Source organism: Campylobacter sp. CFSAN093241, assembly GCF_012889595.1.
Classification (GTDB): Bacteria; Campylobacterota; Campylobacteria; order Campylobacterales; family Campylobacteraceae; genus Campylobacter_D; species Campylobacter_D jejuni.
In genome coordinates, this window is sequence record NZ_CP040612.1 from 1,482,859 (window position 1) to 1,501,228 (window position 18,370).

Genomic DNA, 18,370 nt, shown 5'->3' on the forward strand with positions numbered 1-18,370 from the left:
TTTAGCAATGTTTAGTGTGCATTTTAGTGGAAGTAAAGCTTTGCTTTTGCGTTTTGAGCAAGAAATTTCACCTCAAATCAATGCCTATGTTTTAAGCACAGAACAAAGGATACAAAAAGCCCTAAAAGAAGGTGAAATTTATGGTATTGATGAGTTGGTAAGTACTTATGCAAGTTTGTTGATATACTTTAATCCTTGCGTGCTTTCTTTAAATTCTTTGCTTGATTTTTTGGAAAAAATTAAAAAGGATATCAAACTTACGGAGCAAAACTCAAGTCTTTGTATAGAAGTTCCACTTTGTTATGATGAAGAATTTGGGCTGGATTTAGAATTTGTGTGCAAACACAATCAAATTTCAAAAGAAGAGCTTATATCTCTTCACACTAAACCTTATTATCTTGTTTTTATGCTAGGTTTTATGGCAGGTTTTCCTTATCTTGGAGGTTTAGATGAAAGACTTTTTACCCCACGCCTTTCAAGCCCTAGAGCAAAAATAGAAGCTGGAAGTGTAGGTATAGCCGATAAACAAACAGGAGTTTATCCCATATCAAGTCCAGGGGGTTGGCAAATCATTGCTAGAACACCTTTGGAATTTTTTGATAAAGAAGATGAAAAAAATCCCACTCTTTTAAAAGCGGGTATGTTTTTAAAATTTAAAGCCATTTCAAAAGATGAATTTTTTGAGATCCAAGAGCAAGTTGCTAAAAAAGTCTATCAAAAGGAAATTTATGAGTATAAAAATCATTGAAGCATCTATAAATTCAAGTTTGCAAGACTTTGGTAGAAAAAAATTTGCTAAATTTGGCATAGCAAGAAGTGGAGCTATGGATGAAGATGCTTTAAGAATGGCAAATATCTTGCTTGGAAACAAACAAGATGAAGCAGGAATTGAGCTTTGTTTAAAGGGTGGAAAATACGAATTTTTAGATGAGAATTATTTTGTTTTAAGTGGAGCTGAATTTGAGGCAAAGCTTGATAATCAAAAAATCAAAACTTGCAAAGTATATCAAGCAAATAAAGGCGATATTTTAGAACTTGATTTAGCAAAAATAGGTTTTCGTGGGTATTTATGCGTAGCGGGTGGCTTTGAAGTAAAAAGTTTTTTAAACTCTAAATCCAGTGATGCTAAAATGGGAGCTGGAGTTTTTGAAGGAAGAGCTTTGCAAAAAGATGATATTTTAAATACTCATAATACTTTTATACCTTTTAATTTAGAAGCTAGAGAATGTGAAAATCCTCTTTTTAAAAGCCCTAAAGAGCCTATTATACGCGTTATTTTAGGAACAAATGAAGATGCTTTTACCCAAAAAGGCATAGAAACCTTTTTAAATACTACTTATAAAGTAGGTTTAAAAAGCGATAGAATGGCAATTTATGCAGAATCTAGTGAAAGTATAGAGCATAAAAACTCAGCAGATATCATCTCAGATCCTGCGGTTTTTGGAAGTATACAAGTGCCAAAAAATGGTATTCCTATCATTTTAATGGCAGGAAGACAAAGCACAGGAGGCTATACAAAAATAGCCACGGTTATAGAAAATGATCTAAGCTTACTCGCACAAGCTAAGTTAGGTTCTAGCTTTAAATTTCAAAGCATTAGCATGCAAGAAGCCTTAGAACTTTATAAACAAAGAGAAATGAAATTTAAAGCTATGGATCAAAAAATCAATCTTGATTTTGAAAATTTAATCTAAGCTTTTTTACCATAAATATTGATAAAATATATAGCACCTATAGCTAAGGCACAACCTAACAAGGTAAGTGCATTTGGCACCTCGTCTAGTATAAAATAACTGCAAATTAAAGCACTAGCAGGAGTGATTAAAACAAAAGAATTTGCCTTAACGCTTCCTAAAATGTGAATCCCGTAATAATAAATACTAGTTCCTATAATAGTTGATAAAAAAGCCACGACAAACATACTGATCCAAAATTTAAATTTAAAATGAAAAATTTCATAACTTTTTACATCAAACAATACCCAAGAAAACATTAAAACAGAAATGAGATTAATATAAAAGTTAATCGCCAAAGGGTGAGCTCCTTTGGCTTTATGATTAAACACTGCCATCAAAGCCCAAATAAAAGAACAAGTTAAAAATAAAATATTAAATTTACCAAATAAATCTTCTAAACTCCCTAAATTTAGCAAACAAAATCCAGATAATAAACCTAAAAATAAGCCTAGAATTTCACTCTTTGTGATCTTGTGAGTTGATTTTTTGTTTTTTTGAAAAAATATCGCTATCATAAATATCAAATAAGAAAAAATAGGAATCATAGTGGTTACTAAAACTCCTCCTTTGCCTGCCAAGCCGTGCTTTATAGCGATAAAAAATACAAAGGCATAAAGCCCATTTAAAACTCCTGCTATCAATACCCATTTTAAGGCAGTTTTTTCGATTTTAAGAGGAATTTTTAAGAAGTTTAAAACAAAAAATGAACCCAATACAACAAAGAAAAAACGCCAAAAGGTAATAATAGAAGTATCCGTATAATTTGCTAAAATCTTAGATGTTGGCCAAGATGAGCCCCATAAAAACATAGCAATAACAAGCAAGATATACAAATACTTTGTTCGAGTCAATGTTACACCTTGAAATTTTTAAGTCAAATTTTTTAAAAAATTTTTTTCAAGTGTAGTTCATACTCGTTTAGATATTTTTCCACTTGAGGATTTTTTACCACATCATTACACATAAAAGTTGGTAAAGCTTTCATACCTATAAATTCATGAGCCTTATGCAAATGCCAATACACCATATCTACACCCTTTCCTTCAAAAAATTCATTTTTATCATTAAAGGCTTCAAGAGGTGCATTCCAAGTGAGAGAAAACATGTATTTTTTACCATGATCTAAACCACCTTTTCCGTAGTTTTTACTAGGATTTTCATGAGTTCTTCCATCATTTTTAAAAAGCACTCCAGCACCCAAACCAAACACTTCATCGATATATTTTTTAACTATCCAAGGCTCCCCCATCCACCAAGCTGGCATTTGATAGATCACAGCATCAGCTTTTATAAATTTTTGTATCTCTTCTTTAGGATCATATCCTTGATCTATGTGAGTTTGATCTACTTCGTATCCTAGTGTTTTTAAAATTTCTAAAGCATGATTATGCAATGTCAAATTAAGTTGTCCTTTTGAATTTCCAAATTCTTTAGCGCCATTAAGTAAGAGTATATTTTTCATTTTTATCCTTTTTTAAATTTTATGATACAATTATAACTTAGCATAATATCATTTTCAATACAGAAAATAAAGTAATATACTATACTAAAGGAATGTTAAATGACTAAAGAGAATTCTCCGTGCAATTTCGAAGAATGTGGATTTAACTATACTCTAGCATTAATTAATGGAAAATATAAAATGAGTATTTTATACTGCTTATTTCGCTATGAAATCATGCGTTATAATGAACTCAAACGCTTTTTAAGCTCCATATCTTTTAAAACTTTAACCAATACCTTAAGAGAACTAGAAAACGATGGTTTAATTATCAGAAAAGAATACGCTCAAATTCCACCCAAGGTAGAATATAGCTTATCCAAACGTGGACAAAGTTTAATTCCCATTTTACAAGCTATGAGCAAATGGGGCAAGAAAGACAAAAAAGGGAAAAAATGCTTGAATTAATTGGCGAACTTTCTTTGCAAAATTATATGGGAGAATGGCTTGAAATGGCTAGAAAACCGGCCTTTTTTCAAAAATCTTGCCTAAATTCAAAGGTAAAATACGAGCTTAAATACAAAAATGGCATTCCTTATGTAGAGATTGAGAATTTTTGCAGTAAAAAAATGAAATTTCAAGTATAAAGGGTAAGGCAAAAATCGTTTCAAATAGGCAATTAGCAGTGAGATTTAACATCTTTATGAACCTTTTTAATAAAGTAAATTATGAAATCATTTTTGTTGATAGCGAGTATAAAGTTGCCATTGTGGGTAGTCCTGATAAAAAATATCTTTGGATTTTAGCAAGAAATATAATAGATGAAAAAAATATAAAAGAGCTTTTAAACATCGCTAAGCAAAGGGGATTTGACATTAGCGATGTGGTTTTTGATAAGTATTAAATTATTCTTTTGTCATATCAATGACATAGCGAAATTTAGCCTTTCCTGAGGTTAGATTTTCATAAGCCTTATCGATTTCTTGTGGGGTAATAAGCTCGGTTTCTGGATAAATTCCGTGTTTTAAAGAAAAATCAAGCATTTCTTGAGTTTCAGCAATACCGCCAATTAGCGAGCCATAAACCTTTTTACCTGCTTTATGCACAAGCTCGTTTATGCCTATATTTACCTTATCTTCCACAGGCGGTAAGCCAACTATAGCCATTTCGCCACCAAATTTAAGCAAATCCAAATAAATAGCAGGATTATAAGGCGTTGGAATGGTTGAGATGATTAAATCAAAACGTTCTTTTACAGCGTTTTTATCAGTGCTTGTGTAAAATGAGCTTACACCCATAGCCAAAGCATCGGCTTTTTTGTTTTCATTTCTAGCAAAAACACTTACTTTTGCACCCATTTTCACAGCATATTTAACCGCCATCATACCAAGTCCGCCAAATCCCGCTACCGCTACGCTTGAGCCAGCTTTAATGTTTGAAAATTTAAGCGGAGAATAAGTGGTAATTCCTGCACAAAGCAAAGGCGCGACTTTTTCCATCGGTGCATTTTTTGGCACACAAACAGCAAATTTTTCACTTACGACTATGTTGTTTGAGTAGCCTCCATAGGTGTTTTCATTATCATGAAAAATATCGCAGCTATTGTAAGTATAGATGGTTTGTCCTTTTTCGCAAAATTGCTCTTGGGATTTTTTGCATGCTTCGCATTCTCCGCATGAATTTACCATACAGCCAACCCCTGCATAATCCCCTACTTTAAATTTGCTCACATTTTTACCCACTGCGATCACTTCTCCTGCTATCTCATGCCCTGGCACACAAGGATACACAGCTTCTCCCCACTCGCTTCTTGCAGTGTGGATGTCGCTATGACAAATACCTGCATATAGGATTTTAATCAAAATATCATTATCACCAATAGCGTGGCGGCTAAATTCAAAGGCTGTGAATTTCGCATCCTTGCTAAGCATTGCATAGCCCTTGCTTTGAATGCGACCATTTTCTAAAAAGATTTTAGAGTCCATTTTCTCTCCTTATTTTTTGATTTTTGAAATTATAAAACATTAGAGTAGCTCTAAGTCAAGAGGGAAATTAAATTTTTTTAAAAAAATTATTATAAATGTTATAATTACAAAATTTAATTTCACTTTGGGGTAAAAATGCAAAATTTATATTCAGAAGATGATACAAGAGTTAAACTTATAGACACAAAGCTTTATGCTAGTTCTTGGAAAGAAGAAAATATCATAAGGAATTATTATTTTACCGATGGACGCAAACTCATAGGCAACAAAAGAGCTGAAAGAAAATTTGCAGATTATTTGCTCAAATTTCAAAATAACAATCTTGCCATCATAGAAGCTAAAAAACAAAACAAAGACGCCTTAGATGGCTTATCTCAAGGTATAGAATACGCTAAAACTTTAAATGTGCCTTTTGTTTATAGCACTAATGGCGATAAAATTTATGAGTATGATTTAAGGGTTTCAAGGGGTGAGTATATAGAAAATTTTCCAAGCCCTAACGAACTTTTTCAAAGAGTTTATGGAAATTTAAAAGAATGGCAATACAAACTTTTAACTCAAAGAGAATTATACATACCTCAAAAAACATTAAGATACTACCAAAAAATAGCCGTAGATAAAGTCATAGAAGCTTTAATCAATGGTAAAGATAGAATTTTACTTACCCTTGCTACCGGCACAGGTAAGACGACTATAGCTTTTGCTTTGTGTTATCGTTTGCTTGAAGCAAGATGGAATAAAGAAAACAAAGACCAAAAACCTAAAATATTGTTTTTATGCGATAGAGTGAGCTTAAGAGATCAAGCTTTGGGAGAATTTAACGCAGTAGAAAGCGATTGTAAAGTAATCAGCGCAGAAGAGATTAGAAAAAATGATGGAAAAATCATCACCAACGCAAATGTTTTCTTTGGAATTTATCAAAGTCTAGCTGCAAATTCTAAAGATCAAGAAAATACCCAAGAAGAACAAGAGAGCAAATTTTATCTACAATACCCAAAAGATTTTTTTGATCTTATCATCATAGATGAGTGCCACAGAGGTGGAGCAAACGAAGAAGGAAGCTGGAGAGCTGTGCTTGAGTATTTTTCTTATGCGACTCAGCTTGGTTTAACCGCTACTCCAAAAAAAGAAGAAAATATAGACACTTATGAGTATTTTGGTGAGAGTGTTTATGATTATAGTCTTAAAAGTGGTATTGAAGATGGATTTTTAACCCCTTATAAAGTCAAACTCATAAAAACAACTTTGAGTGATGGTTATACTTACAATCCTGATGATTTGATACAAGGTGAGCTTGAAAAAGGCTTTTATAAACAAAGTGAGTTTGAAAGAAATATCTTTTTACCAAACTATAATGACTTTATCGCTAAGAAAATTTTAGAGCTTATAAATCCTATGGATAAAACCATAATTTTTTGTGTAAATCAAGCTCATGCAAATGAAGTAAAAAGAGCTATAGATAAATATAAAAGTGTTAAAAGAGATGATTATTGTGTAAGAGTTACGAGTAATGAAGGTAAAATAGGGCTTGATTATCTAAAATTGTTTCAAGATAATGATAAAAGCTATCCTGTCATACTTACTAGCTCTAAAATGCTCACAACTGGAGTGGATGCAAAAAATGTGCGAAATATAGTATTGCTAGCAAATATAGGTTCTATGGTGGAATTTAAGCAAATTATCGGGCGTGGCACTAGGGTTTATGAAGGCAAAGACTTTTTTACCATACTTGATTTTGTCGGTGCGACTAAGCTTTTTTATGATCCAAAATGGGATGGTGAAAAAATAGAAGAATTAAAAGAGCAAGATGAAAAAGAAAAAATCACTAAAGAGCATATAAAACAAACAAAAGAAGAAAGCAAAGAAAAAAAGAGCGTAACCATACACTTAAAAGGCACAAAACTTAAGGTTTTAGATATCACAACTACTTATGTAGGAGCACAAGGTAAGCCACTTAGCACTAAGGAGTTTTTGGAATTTTTGATAGGAAAGCTTGGTGAGTATTATGATGATGAAGCAAAATTGCGTGAAATTTGGAGTGATCAAAAAAATAGAGAAAGATTTTTAAAAGCCCTTGCAAATGATGGAGTAGATGAAGATGCTTTAAAAGATCTAAGAGAAATTTTTCAAAAAGATTGTGATATATACGATGTTTTAGCGCATTTAAGCTTTAATGCCGAGATAAAAACAAGGCAAGAGCGTGTTTTACAAGTAGAAAATGGTGAGTTTTTAAAACGCTTTCAAAAAGAAAAGGCTATAAAATTTATAGAATTTTTACTCGGTAGATATCAGCAATACGGCATAAAAGATTTTGATGATGGCTTAAAACCACTTATAGAACTTAGTTCTTTAGGCAATGTAAGAGAATTGGCCGATGAATTTGGTGGCTTAGAAATTCTAAAACAAAGCTTTGATGATTTACAAAGGGAGATTTATTTAAATTAAAGGAGAGAAAATGGATATATTGATTTCAATTATTAGTGGGTTAGTCGGAGGATTTGTTGGTAGTTGTTTTGCTTTATATTTAAGATTTAATAAAAAAACTAGAAAAAATATAAATAAAGTTAGTTTAAAACTATCTAGTTTTCTTAACTTTGGTAGTATAAAACAAGAAAATTCAAATAAGTGATTAAAAGAATGTTTGGTTTTAAATTATTTAGTTTTCTTAACTTTGGTAGTATAAAACAAGAAAACCATAATCATTTTAATTCTAATATAATTTCTTTCATTAAACAGAATGAAGATTATTTTTATAATGGGGAATTTAAAAAATCTTTTGAAATACTAAAAGAATATAAACGAGATAATTTGAGTGATAAAAAAAATAATTACTTATTGTTAGTAAATGAAGCAAAATATTATTTTGACTTATGTAATTATAAAAAAACTAAAGAAAATTTATATTATCTTGAAAAAGAATATAAGAATTTTATCGATATTTCTTTTAAAGAAACTCAATTATCATTGTGTATGCATGAAAAAGATCCAAACAAATTTAACGAGATAAAACAATATTTTTTAATAGAAAAACAAACAAATAGATCTAATGAGTATTTTGATTTTATGTATGCATTAAATACAGGAGATATAAAACAAGCAAAAAAATTATTTGACAAGTTAAAAGAAAAAGAAAAGAGTGAATTTTTAAAAGCAAATTTATACGCACAATCTTTTTTTAAAGAACAAAATGAAAATGATGCATTATTGTTTATAGAATTATGTGAAACACTTATACAAGACAATAAACTTAATTTTTTGCAGAAAAAAATTATTTTAGAAACGCTGTATGAAATTGAAAAATTTTTTACTAGAAAATACAATATAAGTATTTTAAAAAATAAAAACTATATAAAAAATTATCAAGATATCTTGGAAAATATTATAAAAAATGACAATCTGCAATATTTTGGGTTTGATTATCAAAAGTATATTAAATATAATTATTGTGAAATTTTATTATCATTTGAAGAAAATGATAAATTTATAGAATTTTACATGAATAATAAAGATGAACTTTTTAACCATTTTTATTTTTCATATATTGATATTGTAAAAAATGATATAGATCACAATATAATACAAGATAAAATTTTAGAAACTAAAGATTTTAAATTAATGTATGACTATATTACATATTGTGATATCCATAAAGATAAAAAGGCACATAGCTTCTTATCTAGCAATTATAAATTATTAGATGAGCATAACTTAATATTTTATTTTATAAAAATTTGTCTCGATAAGAAATTTGAAATAACGCAGGAAATAAAACATTTTATAGCAAATAAATCAGAATCCAACATAGTGTATTATTTTTTAAATTTAAAATTAAAAAAAATAGCTTCAAATGATGAATTAGAAAAATTATATTCTAAGCTAGACATAACTTTAAGTTGCGAGTTTATAAAAGATATAATATTGTTTTTTCAAGAGCAAAATTTTAATTCTTGGACAGATATAATTTTAAAATTTAAAGATAAATATAATGGATTAGTCGAATTAGCTTTATCTTATTTTTATAATAATATTAATATAAATCAATTCGAAAATTTTATCAAAAATATAGATCAAACTTTATATCAAAAAGAAATATCTAGTATATATTTAAATTGCGGTGAATATAAAAAAAGCGTAAAGATTACGCAAGATCTTTGGAGTGATAAAAATTTAGATAAAACAATTCTATCTAAACACACATTAGCTATTTTGCAAAAATATTATGATGATAATAAAGAAATTCTTGATAATGATTTACTCACAAAAGCTATCAATTATTTAAAAGCCGATCTTGATAATCTAAAATTAATAGAACTTATTCAATTGTTATACTGTTCTTTGCTATTTTATAAAAAGATAGATACAGATATAATTTTTAAATTAAATAAGCAACTTTTAGAGTGTCCTATAAATAATTTAGATCAAGAAACTGTCAATTGTATTTGTGAAATATATAATAAATATATTACAAATAATAATATAGTCCAAGATACAATTTTATACGATAAAAATACAGGACAAGCATACATAAGTAAGAGTTATTATAATAAAATTGATCCTTCTTATAATTATATCAGTATAATAGATAGTTTTGAATTTGATTTAAAACTAAAAGATGATAATTATATCAAGTACTCAATATTTTTCGATATCTATTGCACGATAATAAGTCAAAAAAATCTTCCTAATGTTTCTAAAATTAACATAGATAACAACAATCCTTTAGAGTTTTTTAGGGAGGTATTTAATAATATAACTTTTCCCATAGAACAAGAAAGAAAAAAGCTTATTTGGCAATTTAATAATCAAAATTGCTACCTATTTCATCTAAAAAATAGTTTAGGGCTTGATTATATAGAATTAATTCCTATGCTTATAGAAGATGAAGATATTAATTTTCACTCAAATAATTGCATTCCTTATAGTGGAAGTAAAATATTAACTTTTTCTTCTATTGTATTATTGCAGCATATTAATAAACTAGATATTGTTTTACAAAGAAAAAATATTTTTATACCAAAAAGCATTATTCTTGAAATACAAAATAAAATTCAAAATATAGAAAACTCAAAAAATAAAGAAATTTATTCTTTAAGTTCTAATGGACTTTCAAAAATAGATAACTCCAAGGTAAAGGAAAAATTAGAACATATATTAAAATTAGTAGATTTAAAACAAATTATAGATGATACCAAATATCCAATAAGTAATTTAGAAGATATTCCTATTAGCTTAAAACGAGAAATAGGCATTTTTAGCATTTGTTGCATAAATCAATATCAACTAATAACCGAAGATAGATTTTTTGGATATTTAGCAGAAGAAATAAATGCTCCACAAATAGTAAGTAATGCCATGTCTTTATTAATTGAAGAAAAAGATTATATTGATAAAGCTATTTTGCTGGATTCAAAAAAATATTTTTATGTTTTTGGTGAATATATGGCATACAATATAAACGCCACTTGCTTATATAAAAATATTTCTAGCTATAATATTTCAAATCATGACAAGAAAATAATTCAAATTATAAACAAATATGGTTTTTTGGATAAATTAAAACAATATTATAAAAATACTTATGAAGTTTTATATCCCAAAATTAATTTTCCAAAAAATGATTATGTAAAGCATAATATAGAATTATTGTTAAATCTAATAGAAGAAAATGATAATGCAAAATAAAATGACGAATTTACCGCAGGGTTGGAAAGTTAAAACGCTTAGCGAGATAAGTGAAATTGTTACGGGTTCAACACCTAGTAAAAGTAATTTAGATTTTTATGGAAAAGATTATCCATTTTTTAAGCCGAGTGATTTCGAGCAAGGGTATTTTTTAGAAAATGCTGGGGATAATCTATCAAAACTAGGCTTTGATAAAGCTAGACAGCTTCCGCCTAAAACAATCCTTGTAGTTTGTATAGGTTCTTTGGGTAAAGTAGCATTAACTAGAGTTATTGGGAGTTGCAATCAGCAAATAAATGCAATTATCCCTCACAAAAATATAATTGCCGAGTATATTTATTATTATTGCATATCTTCTAAATTTCAATCTATATTATTTTCAAAAGCACCCCAAACAACTTTAGCTATTTTAAATAAGACTGAATTTTCTAAACTTGAAATTATTTATCCAAAAGACATAAAAGAGCAAGAAAGGATAGTGAGGATTTTAGATGAGAGTTTTGCAAATATAGATGAGAGTATTAAAATTTTAGAGCAAGATTTGCTAAATTTAGATGAGTTAATGCAAAGCGCCTTGCAAAAAGCTTTCAATCCATTAAAAGACAATGCTAAAGAAAACTATAAACTCCCACAAGGCTGGGAATGGAAAAGCTTAGAAGAGATTAGCGAAAATATTTCTGCGGGTGGAGATAAGCCAAAAAACTGCACAGAAAGTAAAACTGCCAAAAATCAAATCCCTGTTTATGCAAATGGTGTAAATAATAATGGTTTAGTTGGATATACAGATAAAGCTACCATTATAAAACCTTCTTTAACTATATCTGCTAGAGGAACAATAGGTTTTGTTTGCATTAGAAAAGAACCTTATTTTCCTATTGTAAGGCTTATTTCTTTAATTCCTTGTGAAAATATATTATGCTTACATTATTTATATTTTTGTTTGAATTTTTTTATAGCAAAAGGTGAAGGTTCTAGTATTCCGCAACTTACTATACCAAAATTTAAATCCCTACAAATCCCCCTACCCCCACTCAAAGAGCAAGAGCAAATCGCAAAGCATTTAGATTTTGTCTTTGAAAAGACAAAGGCTTTAAAAGAGCTTTACACTAAAGAACTAAAAGATTATGAAGAGCTTAAGCAATCCTTGCTTAATAAAGCTTTTAAGGGAGAATTATAATGTTAAAAAATTTACCAAATTTTAACACATTGGCTTAATATGTTAAAAATTTTTGATTTTTTTAACATATTTTTTTATAATGTTAAAATTTTTAGAAAAAATTAACATATTGGAAAATTATGAAAGAATTTATACCTCAAAAATTGCCTTTAAATATAGAATTAAATGCAAATATTTATAGTCTTATCATTAAAGCTTCTAGAAAATTAGCAGAGTTAAATGGACTTAGTAAAAGCATACCAAATCCAAGTATTTTAATCAATGCTTTGATTTTGCAAGAAGCAAAAGATTCGAGTGAGATAGAAAATATCATCACAACACATGATGAACTTTTTTATCACGAGTTGATGAAAACAAACTCACAAGAGCAGCAAAAGAAGTGAAAGATTATGAAAGTGCTTTGAAAAAAGGATATGAGTTATTAAAAAAAGAGCAGTTATTAAGAAATGCACATATTTTAGAAATTCAAAAAAGATTAGAAAGAAATAATGCAGGTTTTAGAAAACAAAGTGGAACTATGCTTAAAAATCCTATTACAGGAGAAATCAAACACATACCACCCCAAAATCCTAATAATATACAAGAACTTATGGGAAATTTAGAACTATACATTAACGATGATAGTTTAGATGAATTTGATTTTTTAGTAAAGATAGCAATTATACATTATCAATTTGAAAGCATTCATCCTTTTTATGATGGCAATGACAGAACGGGTAGGATTATAAATATACTTTATTTAGTATATAAAGGACTTTTAGATTTTCCTATTTTATATCTTAGTGCTTACATAGTAAAAAGTAAAGATGAGTATTATAAGCTTTTACAAAAAGTGCGTGATGAAGGGGATATTTTAAAGTGGATAGAATACATACTTAAAGGCATAGAGCAAACCGCTGTAAAAACTATTGAAACTATTATTAAGATAGAAAAAATGATGTCTAATGTAGGTGAAATTTTACAAAATAAAACGAATTTTTATAGTAAAGATTTTGTGGAGCTTTTGTTTTCTCATCCTTATACAAAGATAGATTTTTTAATAAAAAAATTAGACATTTCAAGACAAAGTGCTTCAAAATATCTTAAAATTTGTGAAAATTTAGGAATATTAGAGTGTATTAAAATGGGTAGAAGTAATTATTATATAAATATAGAACTTTTAAGACTTTTTAGAAAAGGAATTTTTTAAATGCAAAATAAAATCGATAAAATCACAGATATTCTAAGAAGAGATGATGGCATAAGTGGTGCTATGCACTATACAGAGCAGATTGGCTGGATACTTTTTTTAAAATTTTTAGATGATTATGAGACAAATTTAAAAGATTTAGCGTTTTTAGATGGCAAAGATTATAAAAGCATTTTGCAAGAAAAATTTAGCTGGAGTGTTTGGGCAGCGCCTAAAAAAGATGGCAAACTTGATGTAAAAAATGCTTTAAGTGGATCGGATTTGCTTGAATTCGTAAATAAAGAGCTTTTTCCTTATCTTAAAAATTTTAAAAATAATGATGATTTTAAAAGTATAGAGTATAAAATCGGTGGAATTTTTGAATTTATAGACAATCGCATAGCAAATGGACATACTTTAAGAGAAGTGATAAATATCATTGATGAGATTAGTTTTAATAAAGAAGATGAAGTATTTGCCTTAGGTGAAGTTTATGAAAAACTTCTAAAAGATATGGGTAGCGATGGTGGAAATAGTGGAGAATTTTACACCCCTCGTCCTTTGATAAAGACTATGGTGGAAGTAATAGATCCTAAACCAAAAGAAAGAATTTATGATCCTTCTTGTGGTAGTTGTGGATTTTTAGTTGAGAGTTTTTTACATATTTTATATAAAGACAGAACCAAAGGCAAAAAAGCAAATTTAAGCGTAGAAGAGCTTGAATTTTTAAAAAATGATGCTCTTTTTGGTAAAGAAAAAACTCCGCTTAGCTATGCAATGGGCGTTATGAATATGATACTTCATGAAATTTCAAGTCCAAATATCATAAAAACAAATACTTTAAGTAAAAAAATAACAGATATAACAGAAAAAGATAAATACGAAGTAATACTTGCAAATCCACCTTTTGGTGGCAAAGAAAAAGAACAAATTCAAGAAAATTTTCCTATAAAATCAAATGCTACTGAACTTTTATTTTTACAGCATATTTTAAAATCTTTAAAAAACAACGGAAGATGTGCGATCATTGTGCCTGAAGGTGTGCTTTTTCAAAATTCAAATGCCTTTGTGAGTGTAAAAAAAGATTTACTAGATGATTTTAATTTAGAATGCGTTTTGAGTTTGCCAAGTGGGGTATTTTTGCCTTATAGTGCTGTTAAGACTAATGTGCTTTTTTTCTCTAAAGGTAAAAAATGTATTTGTGAAGGCGATGGAGTTTATTACTACGAACTTATACCGCCTTATAAACTTACTAAAAATAAGCCTTTAGAATACGCACATTTTAAAGAATTTCTAAAATGCTACAAAGAAAGAAAAATCACTGCTAATTCTTGGCTTGTTAGCAAAAAAGAGCTTGAAGAAAGAAACTATGATCTAAGTGCTAAAAATCCAAATGTAAAAGAAGAAAAAATCCTAAGAACTAGCGAAGAGATTTTAAATTCTTTAGAAGAAAATCTAAAAACACAACAAAAATATTTAAATGAGCTTAAAAGCATACTAAAATGATTGCAAGTTTTTTGATAAAAACTAATTTACAAATAACTTCTAAGCTCAATTTACAATAAATATTTATTGCTTGCATTCTACTTTTTAATATCATCAAGCAAATTTAGGGCATTTAAAGCTTTTGGATAACCGATATATGGAATAAGAGCTGCAATGATATTTAGCAAATCTTTTCTACTTTGCCCCATGTTAAGATTGCCTTGTATGTGAGCTTTTACTTGATTGTCTAGCCCACGTAGTCTCCAAAACAATTCGCACTCAAAAAATCATTTATAAAAGCTTTATCTTCTGGTGTAGTTTCTATCATTTTAGTGATATTGGCTTCACTAAAAATAGCATTTTGTATTTCCCTGCCTTTTATTTTGCGATTTTCTTGCGTAGTAGTGCCTTGTGGAGTTAAAACTAAGGCGATATTTAGTTTTTCAAATACTTTATTACAAAGACTTAAAAAATCACATACTCTAGAAAAACCCACATAAGGCGTAGCTTGATAAATCACTTCTTTAATGACAATAGGACTTATATCGTTCTTGATTGCACCTTGAAGTAAAGCTTTAAACTCTATTTTTCCACCTACTGCTAAAGTAGAAGCAAGGGCGATTAAAAAATATTTTTGTGTATCCAAATTTGCTTTTACAAAACTCTCGCCAAAAGTAAAATTTATGTGATTGATAAAATACTCTTTATCACTTGCAAAAAGTTGATCCTTTTTTACTTCTCCTAAGAGTTTTTCAAAAATTTCTCTTGCTTTTTGTCTTAATTGCATGGTTTTATCCTTTGTGATTTTTAAAGTTTATAAAAAAGAGCATTTAAAATACTCCAAAAAAACATAAAAGTTTTTATAAAATTTTTATGTTTTATTTACAAATTTCTTTACTCTCTTGCTTCTTTTAAGGCATTTTCATATTCTTCATCGCTAACAAGCTCAAGCCATTCTACATTTTTACCCTCTTTCTCGCCTGTAAGTGCTATGTGTGCTCCACTACTTGTATTAGTTGCACCATGAAAATGCTTTACTCCTATAGGACAGCTTATCGCATCGCCTTTTTTAGCTATAAAGGCTTTTTGGCCTGGAACTTTTGTGATGATTTCACCCTCTGTTACGATTAAGGTTTGTCCTTGAGGATGAGTATGCCATGCACTTCTAGCACTGACTTCAAATTCAACTAAAGCCCCACTAAAATTTCTCCACTCATTTGATTTAAACATCATAGAAACTTTTACATTTTTGCTAAAAAATTTACTATCACCTTTAAAACTTCCATGAATTCCTGCTTTTTCTAATTCTTGCATTTTACCTCCTTTTTTAGTATTATAAAACATGAGAGCTACTCTAAGTCAAGTAAAAATTTAAAATCTTAATTTCATTTTTTCTATCCTACTTCTTACAAAAATCATGATAATTCCTAAAATCAACAAAACAATAGTATTTACGATAATATAACGCGTATCGCTCAAAGAAATCACAAGTCCACAAATAGCAGTTCCGGTGCTTAATCCTATATTGGCCACGCTTATAAAAAGTCCATTGCTAAAATTAGCAGCCTTTGGAAAGGGATAACTTATCATAAAATGCGTGCCGTTATTCATCACACCTACTAAAATTCCTAATATAAAGGCAAATATTATAAGTATAATTTCACTATAAAAACTAAAAAGTAAAATATAAAATCCTATCATAATTAAAGGTGTTAAAATCAAAGTAAAATTTGCGTTTTTAACAAGGGTCTTTCCGGCTATATAATTGCCTATAATATTTGAAAAACCATAAATAGCCAATACAATACTAATTAAAGTAAAATTCATCTTTCCTACACTATGTAAGAAATCAGAAAAATAAGAGTAAAAACCCCAAATTCCAGCATTTATACAAATAACACAAAGTATGCTAATCCATAAAAGCGGGTATCTTAAAATAAGCAATTGTTTGCTTATTTTTACAGAATTTACTTTTTTAAAATCAGGAACAAAAAATAAAGTTGCTATAAAAGATAAGGTATTTAAAAATACAAAAAATAACATTGCCATTTTAAAACTAAAATTTCCACCAAAATAACTAGTCATAGGTACACCCAAAACCATTCCAGCACTAACTGCTGCAAAAATCTTAGCTGTAGCTTTTGGAATTTCTTTCTTATCTTCGACCAAATTTGTAACCATACTTAGAGCAAGAGCTATATAAATAGGATGAAAAAAAGCAGGAATAGCTCTTAAAATAAGCAATTGCCAAAATTCACCCACAAAAGCGGAAGTTAACGAGCTTAAGATAAACACAGCTAAACAAATAAGCATAAGTTTTTTAGGATTGAAATTTGCACAAAGTAGCGGGACAATAGGGGCGCAAAAAGTTATCACGAGTGCAAAAATACTCACACACCAACCCGCATCTGAAATACTTACACTGAAATTTTGAGAAACAATAGGAATTATACCCATCATCCCTAGTTCTGTGCTCAAAATCCCAAATACCCCTAAACAAAATACTAGAATAATTTGAGCATTTGAAGCTTTATTTAAATTTTTCATTTTATCCTTTCAATTAATATTTTTAAAAGTATAAAAGATGAGAGTAGGTCTAAGTCAATAACCTAAAATAAAAATATTTATCTATATTAAATAAAATCTTTAGAAAAATTTGAAACTTCAAAATAAGCATTTAAAAGAAATAAAAGATGCCTTAAAAGCATAAGATATCTTTTATTTATAGGCTTATTACTCCAATGCGTGTATTTTTATCGCAAGAATTAAGCACTATGTCTATCATAGCACTAGCATAATCACTATAGCTTATTTTACTCAAACAAATGTTTAAAATGAAATTTTTATTTGTTATGATTATTTTAGGCGTGGCTATATCTTTTGGAATTTTTATTAATTTAATTTAAGGAAATAAAATGCAAAAATTTTTAACCATTATTTCGGCGATCAATGATGAAAGTAGGGTTTTGATTTTATATCATCTTTTAAGATACAAAGAACTTTGTGTTTGTGATTTACAAGAGCTTTTAAACATGGGTCAATCAAGACTTTCAAGACATTTAAAAATTTTAAAAGATGCAGGTTTTTTGTATGTAAGGCGTCAAGGAACTTGGGCGTATTATGGGATTAATGATGAGCTTTTAAAACTGCATTTAGATCTTTTTGAAAATATTAAAAATTTAGAGCTTAAAAATGCTATTAAAAAAAATGAAAATATTATTACCCAAATTTGCCCTTAATATAAAATCAACCCTTAAACTTATGCAATTTATCACAAGGTTGATAGTCCTTACTTTCTGGATTAAATCCATCGACTTCATTTGCAAGCATTTCTTCATAAATTTTTATCTTTTTGCTTAAAACTTTTTCACTTTCTTTTAATGTTTTGATCTGGTTTTGTAATTTTTTCTTTGTTTGCTTTAACATCTCTTGTCTTTCTTTAGCAGTTTTTATACCCAAAGAGCAAAGTTTTATATAATGTTTGATTTGTTCTATTGGCATACCTGAAATTCTAAGCCATTCTATCCATTTTACCCATTCTATATCGCTTTTTGAAAAATATTTCACACTATTTTCATCTTTTTGAACAAAAGGAAACAAACCTTTTTTAGCCCAAAATCTTAAAGTATGAGCACTAATTTTTGTTTCTTTTTCTACTTTTTTTATAGTATAAGCCATATTTTCTCCTTATTTAAG

At 28.5% G+C, this 18,370-nt stretch carries 15 protein-coding genes and 4 pseudogenes; 11 read left to right on the plus strand and 8 right to left on the minus strand.

The genetic code is table 11. The features are described from left to right. Positions 1 to 7: 7 nt before the first annotated feature. Together pxpB and FBE96_RS07500 are read left to right on the plus strand one after the other, a co-directional pair. Positions 8 to 748 (plus strand): 5-oxoprolinase subunit PxpB, encoded by a 741-nt coding sequence (gene pxpB / locus FBE96_RS07495; RefSeq protein WP_002872142.1) that lies wholly within the window; start codon positions 8 to 10, stop codon positions 746 to 748. Continuing rightward, entirely contained in the window at positions 729 to 1,694 is a 966-nt protein-coding gene (locus FBE96_RS07500) for a biotin-dependent carboxyltransferase family protein (protein WP_002872143.1), read from the plus strand. The genes pxpB and FBE96_RS07500 overlap by 20 nt, the downstream gene beginning before the upstream one ends. Here the strand turns inward: FBE96_RS07500 and FBE96_RS07505 are convergent. Next, a complete protein-coding gene (locus tag FBE96_RS07505; RefSeq protein ID WP_002872144.1) occupies positions 1,691 to 2,587 on the minus strand; it encodes a DMT family transporter in 897 nt (298 codons plus the stop codon). The two genes, FBE96_RS07500 and FBE96_RS07505, sit on opposite strands and share 4 nt — an antisense overlap. 32 nt (positions 2,588 to 2,619) lie before the next feature. Then, a complete protein-coding gene (locus FBE96_RS07510; protein WP_002851227.1) occupies positions 2,620 to 3,198 on the minus strand; it encodes an NAD(P)H-dependent oxidoreductase in 579 nt (192 codons plus the stop codon). Between the two features lie 99 nt (positions 3,199 to 3,297). On the opposite strand from FBE96_RS07510, the gene FBE96_RS07515 reads away from it, so the two are divergent. Together FBE96_RS07515 and FBE96_RS07520 are read left to right on the plus strand one after the other, a co-directional pair. Further along, complete coding sequence (locus tag FBE96_RS07515; protein ID WP_002872145.1) at positions 3,298 to 3,645, plus strand: helix-turn-helix domain-containing protein; 348 nt, start codon at positions 3,298 to 3,300, stop codon at positions 3,643 to 3,645. Continuing rightward, a pseudogene (locus FBE96_RS07520) lies at positions 3,633 to 4,081 on the plus strand (lipocalin family protein). Before FBE96_RS07515 ends, FBE96_RS07520 begins: the two are co-directional and overlap by 13 nt. 1 nt (position 4,082) lies before the next feature. Here FBE96_RS07520 and FBE96_RS07525 read toward each other — a convergent pair. Further along, complete coding sequence (locus FBE96_RS07525) at positions 4,083 to 5,162, minus strand: NAD(P)-dependent alcohol dehydrogenase (RefSeq protein ID WP_145599592.1); 1,080 nt, start codon at positions 5,160 to 5,162, stop codon at positions 4,083 to 4,085. Between the two features lie 135 nt (positions 5,163 to 5,297). Here FBE96_RS07525 and FBE96_RS07530 point away from each other — a divergent pair, with 135 nt between their 5' ends. The 6 genes and pseudogenes from FBE96_RS07530 to FBE96_RS07555 all read left to right on the plus strand — a co-directional run bounded on the left by FBE96_RS07530 (position 5,298) and on the right by FBE96_RS07555 (position 14,695). Beyond that, positions 5,298 to 7,607 (plus strand): type I restriction endonuclease subunit R, encoded by a 2,310-nt coding sequence (locus FBE96_RS07530; protein ID WP_145599591.1) that lies wholly within the window; start codon positions 5,298 to 5,300, stop codon positions 7,605 to 7,607. A 10-nt stretch (positions 7,608 to 7,617) separates the two neighbouring features. Next, complete coding sequence (locus tag FBE96_RS07535; protein ID WP_153564691.1) at positions 7,618 to 7,791, plus strand: hypothetical protein; 174 nt, start codon at positions 7,618 to 7,620, stop codon at positions 7,789 to 7,791. Between the two features lie 179 nt (positions 7,792 to 7,970). Continuing rightward, positions 7,971 to 10,844 (plus strand): hypothetical protein, encoded by a 2,874-nt coding sequence (locus FBE96_RS07540; protein WP_145599590.1) that lies wholly within the window; start codon positions 7,971 to 7,973, stop codon positions 10,842 to 10,844. Beyond that, positions 10,834 to 12,021, plus strand: coding sequence for a restriction endonuclease subunit S (locus FBE96_RS07545; RefSeq protein ID WP_041160302.1), 1,188 nt, complete (start codon positions 10,834 to 10,836; stop codon positions 12,019 to 12,021). Before FBE96_RS07540 ends, FBE96_RS07545 begins: the two co-directional genes overlap by 11 nt. Positions 12,022 to 12,140: 119 nt before the next feature. Further along, a pseudogene (locus FBE96_RS07550) lies at positions 12,141 to 13,210 on the plus strand (Fic family protein). After that, positions 13,211 to 14,695: a type I restriction-modification system subunit M gene (locus FBE96_RS07555; RefSeq protein ID WP_002856292.1), complete on the plus strand. Its 1,485-nt coding sequence runs from the start codon at positions 13,211 to 13,213 to the stop codon at positions 14,693 to 14,695. Between the two features lie 77 nt (positions 14,696 to 14,772). On the opposite strand, the pseudogene FBE96_RS07560 reads toward FBE96_RS07555, so the two are convergent. The 4 genes and pseudogenes from FBE96_RS07560 to FBE96_RS07575 form a co-directional block, all read right to left on the minus strand. After that, positions 14,773 to 15,461 (minus strand): annotated as a pseudogene (locus FBE96_RS07560) (carboxymuconolactone decarboxylase). 107 nt (positions 15,462 to 15,568) lie between these two features. After that, positions 15,569 to 15,988 carry a cupin domain-containing protein gene (locus FBE96_RS07565; RefSeq protein WP_145599589.1) on the minus strand — a complete coding sequence of 140 codons (420 nt, stop codon included), beginning with the start codon at positions 15,986 to 15,988 and terminating at the stop codon, positions 15,569 to 15,571. 57 nt (positions 15,989 to 16,045) lie between these two features. Continuing rightward, positions 16,046 to 17,221, minus strand: a complete 1,176-nt coding sequence (locus FBE96_RS07570) for an MFS transporter (RefSeq protein ID WP_002873812.1) — start codon at positions 17,219 to 17,221, stop codon at positions 16,046 to 16,048. Positions 17,222 to 17,396: 175 nt separating this feature from the next. Beyond that, a pseudogene (locus tag FBE96_RS07575) lies at positions 17,397 to 17,492 on the minus strand (NAD(P)-dependent oxidoreductase); the annotation flags it as partial. Positions 17,493 to 17,589: 97 nt separating this feature from the next. Here FBE96_RS07575 and FBE96_RS07580 point away from each other — a divergent pair. Then, positions 17,590 to 17,913 carry a metalloregulator ArsR/SmtB family transcription factor gene (locus tag FBE96_RS07580; protein ID WP_004315572.1) on the plus strand — a complete coding sequence of 108 codons (324 nt, stop codon included), beginning with the start codon at positions 17,590 to 17,592 and terminating at the stop codon, positions 17,911 to 17,913. 7 nt (positions 17,914 to 17,920) lie between these two features. Here FBE96_RS07580 and FBE96_RS07585 read toward each other — a convergent pair whose 3' ends face one another. Beyond that, the gene (locus FBE96_RS07585; RefSeq protein ID WP_002858055.1) at positions 17,921 to 18,352 is read right to left on the minus strand and encodes a MerR family transcriptional regulator; all 432 of its coding nucleotides are present in this window, start codon (positions 18,350 to 18,352) and stop codon (positions 17,921 to 17,923) included. Positions 18,353 to 18,370 lie beyond the last annotated feature (18 nt).

Coding starts and splice junctions, on each gene's coding strand:
- pxpB (WP_002872142.1), top strand. CDS start 8: ATGTTTAGTGTGCATTTTAGTGGAAGTAAAGCTTTGCTTTTGCGTTTT.
- FBE96_RS07500 (WP_002872143.1), top strand. CDS start 729: ATGAGTATAAAAATCATTGAAGCATCTATAAATTCAAGTTTGCAAGAC.
- FBE96_RS07510 (WP_002851227.1), bottom strand. CDS start 3,198: ATGAAAAATATACTCTTACTTAATGGCGCTAAAGAATTTGGAAATTCA.
- FBE96_RS07515 (WP_002872145.1), top strand. CDS start 3,298: ATGACTAAAGAGAATTCTCCGTGCAATTTCGAAGAATGTGGATTTAAC.
- FBE96_RS07525 (WP_145599592.1), bottom strand. CDS start 5,162: ATGGACTCTAAAATCTTTTTAGAAAATGGTCGCATTCAAAGCAAGGGC.
- FBE96_RS07530 (WP_145599591.1), top strand. CDS start 5,298: ATGCAAAATTTATATTCAGAAGATGATACAAGAGTTAAACTTATAGAC.
- FBE96_RS07535 (WP_153564691.1), top strand. CDS start 7,618: ATGGATATATTGATTTCAATTATTAGTGGGTTAGTCGGAGGATTTGTT.
- FBE96_RS07545 (WP_041160302.1), top strand. CDS start 10,834: ATGCAAAATAAAATGACGAATTTACCGCAGGGTTGGAAAGTTAAAACG.
- FBE96_RS07555 (WP_002856292.1), top strand. CDS start 13,211: ATGCAAAATAAAATCGATAAAATCACAGATATTCTAAGAAGAGATGAT.
- FBE96_RS07565 (WP_145599589.1), bottom strand. CDS start 15,988: ATGCAAGAATTAGAAAAAGCAGGAATTCATGGAAGTTTTAAAGGTGAT.
- FBE96_RS07570 (WP_002873812.1), bottom strand. CDS start 17,221: ATGAAAAATTTAAATAAAGCTTCAAATGCTCAAATTATTCTAGTATTT.
- FBE96_RS07580 (WP_004315572.1), top strand. CDS start 17,590: ATGCAAAAATTTTTAACCATTATTTCGGCGATCAATGATGAAAGTAGG.
- FBE96_RS07585 (WP_002858055.1), bottom strand. CDS start 18,352: ATGGCTTATACTATAAAAAAAGTAGAAAAAGAAACAAAAATTAGTGCT.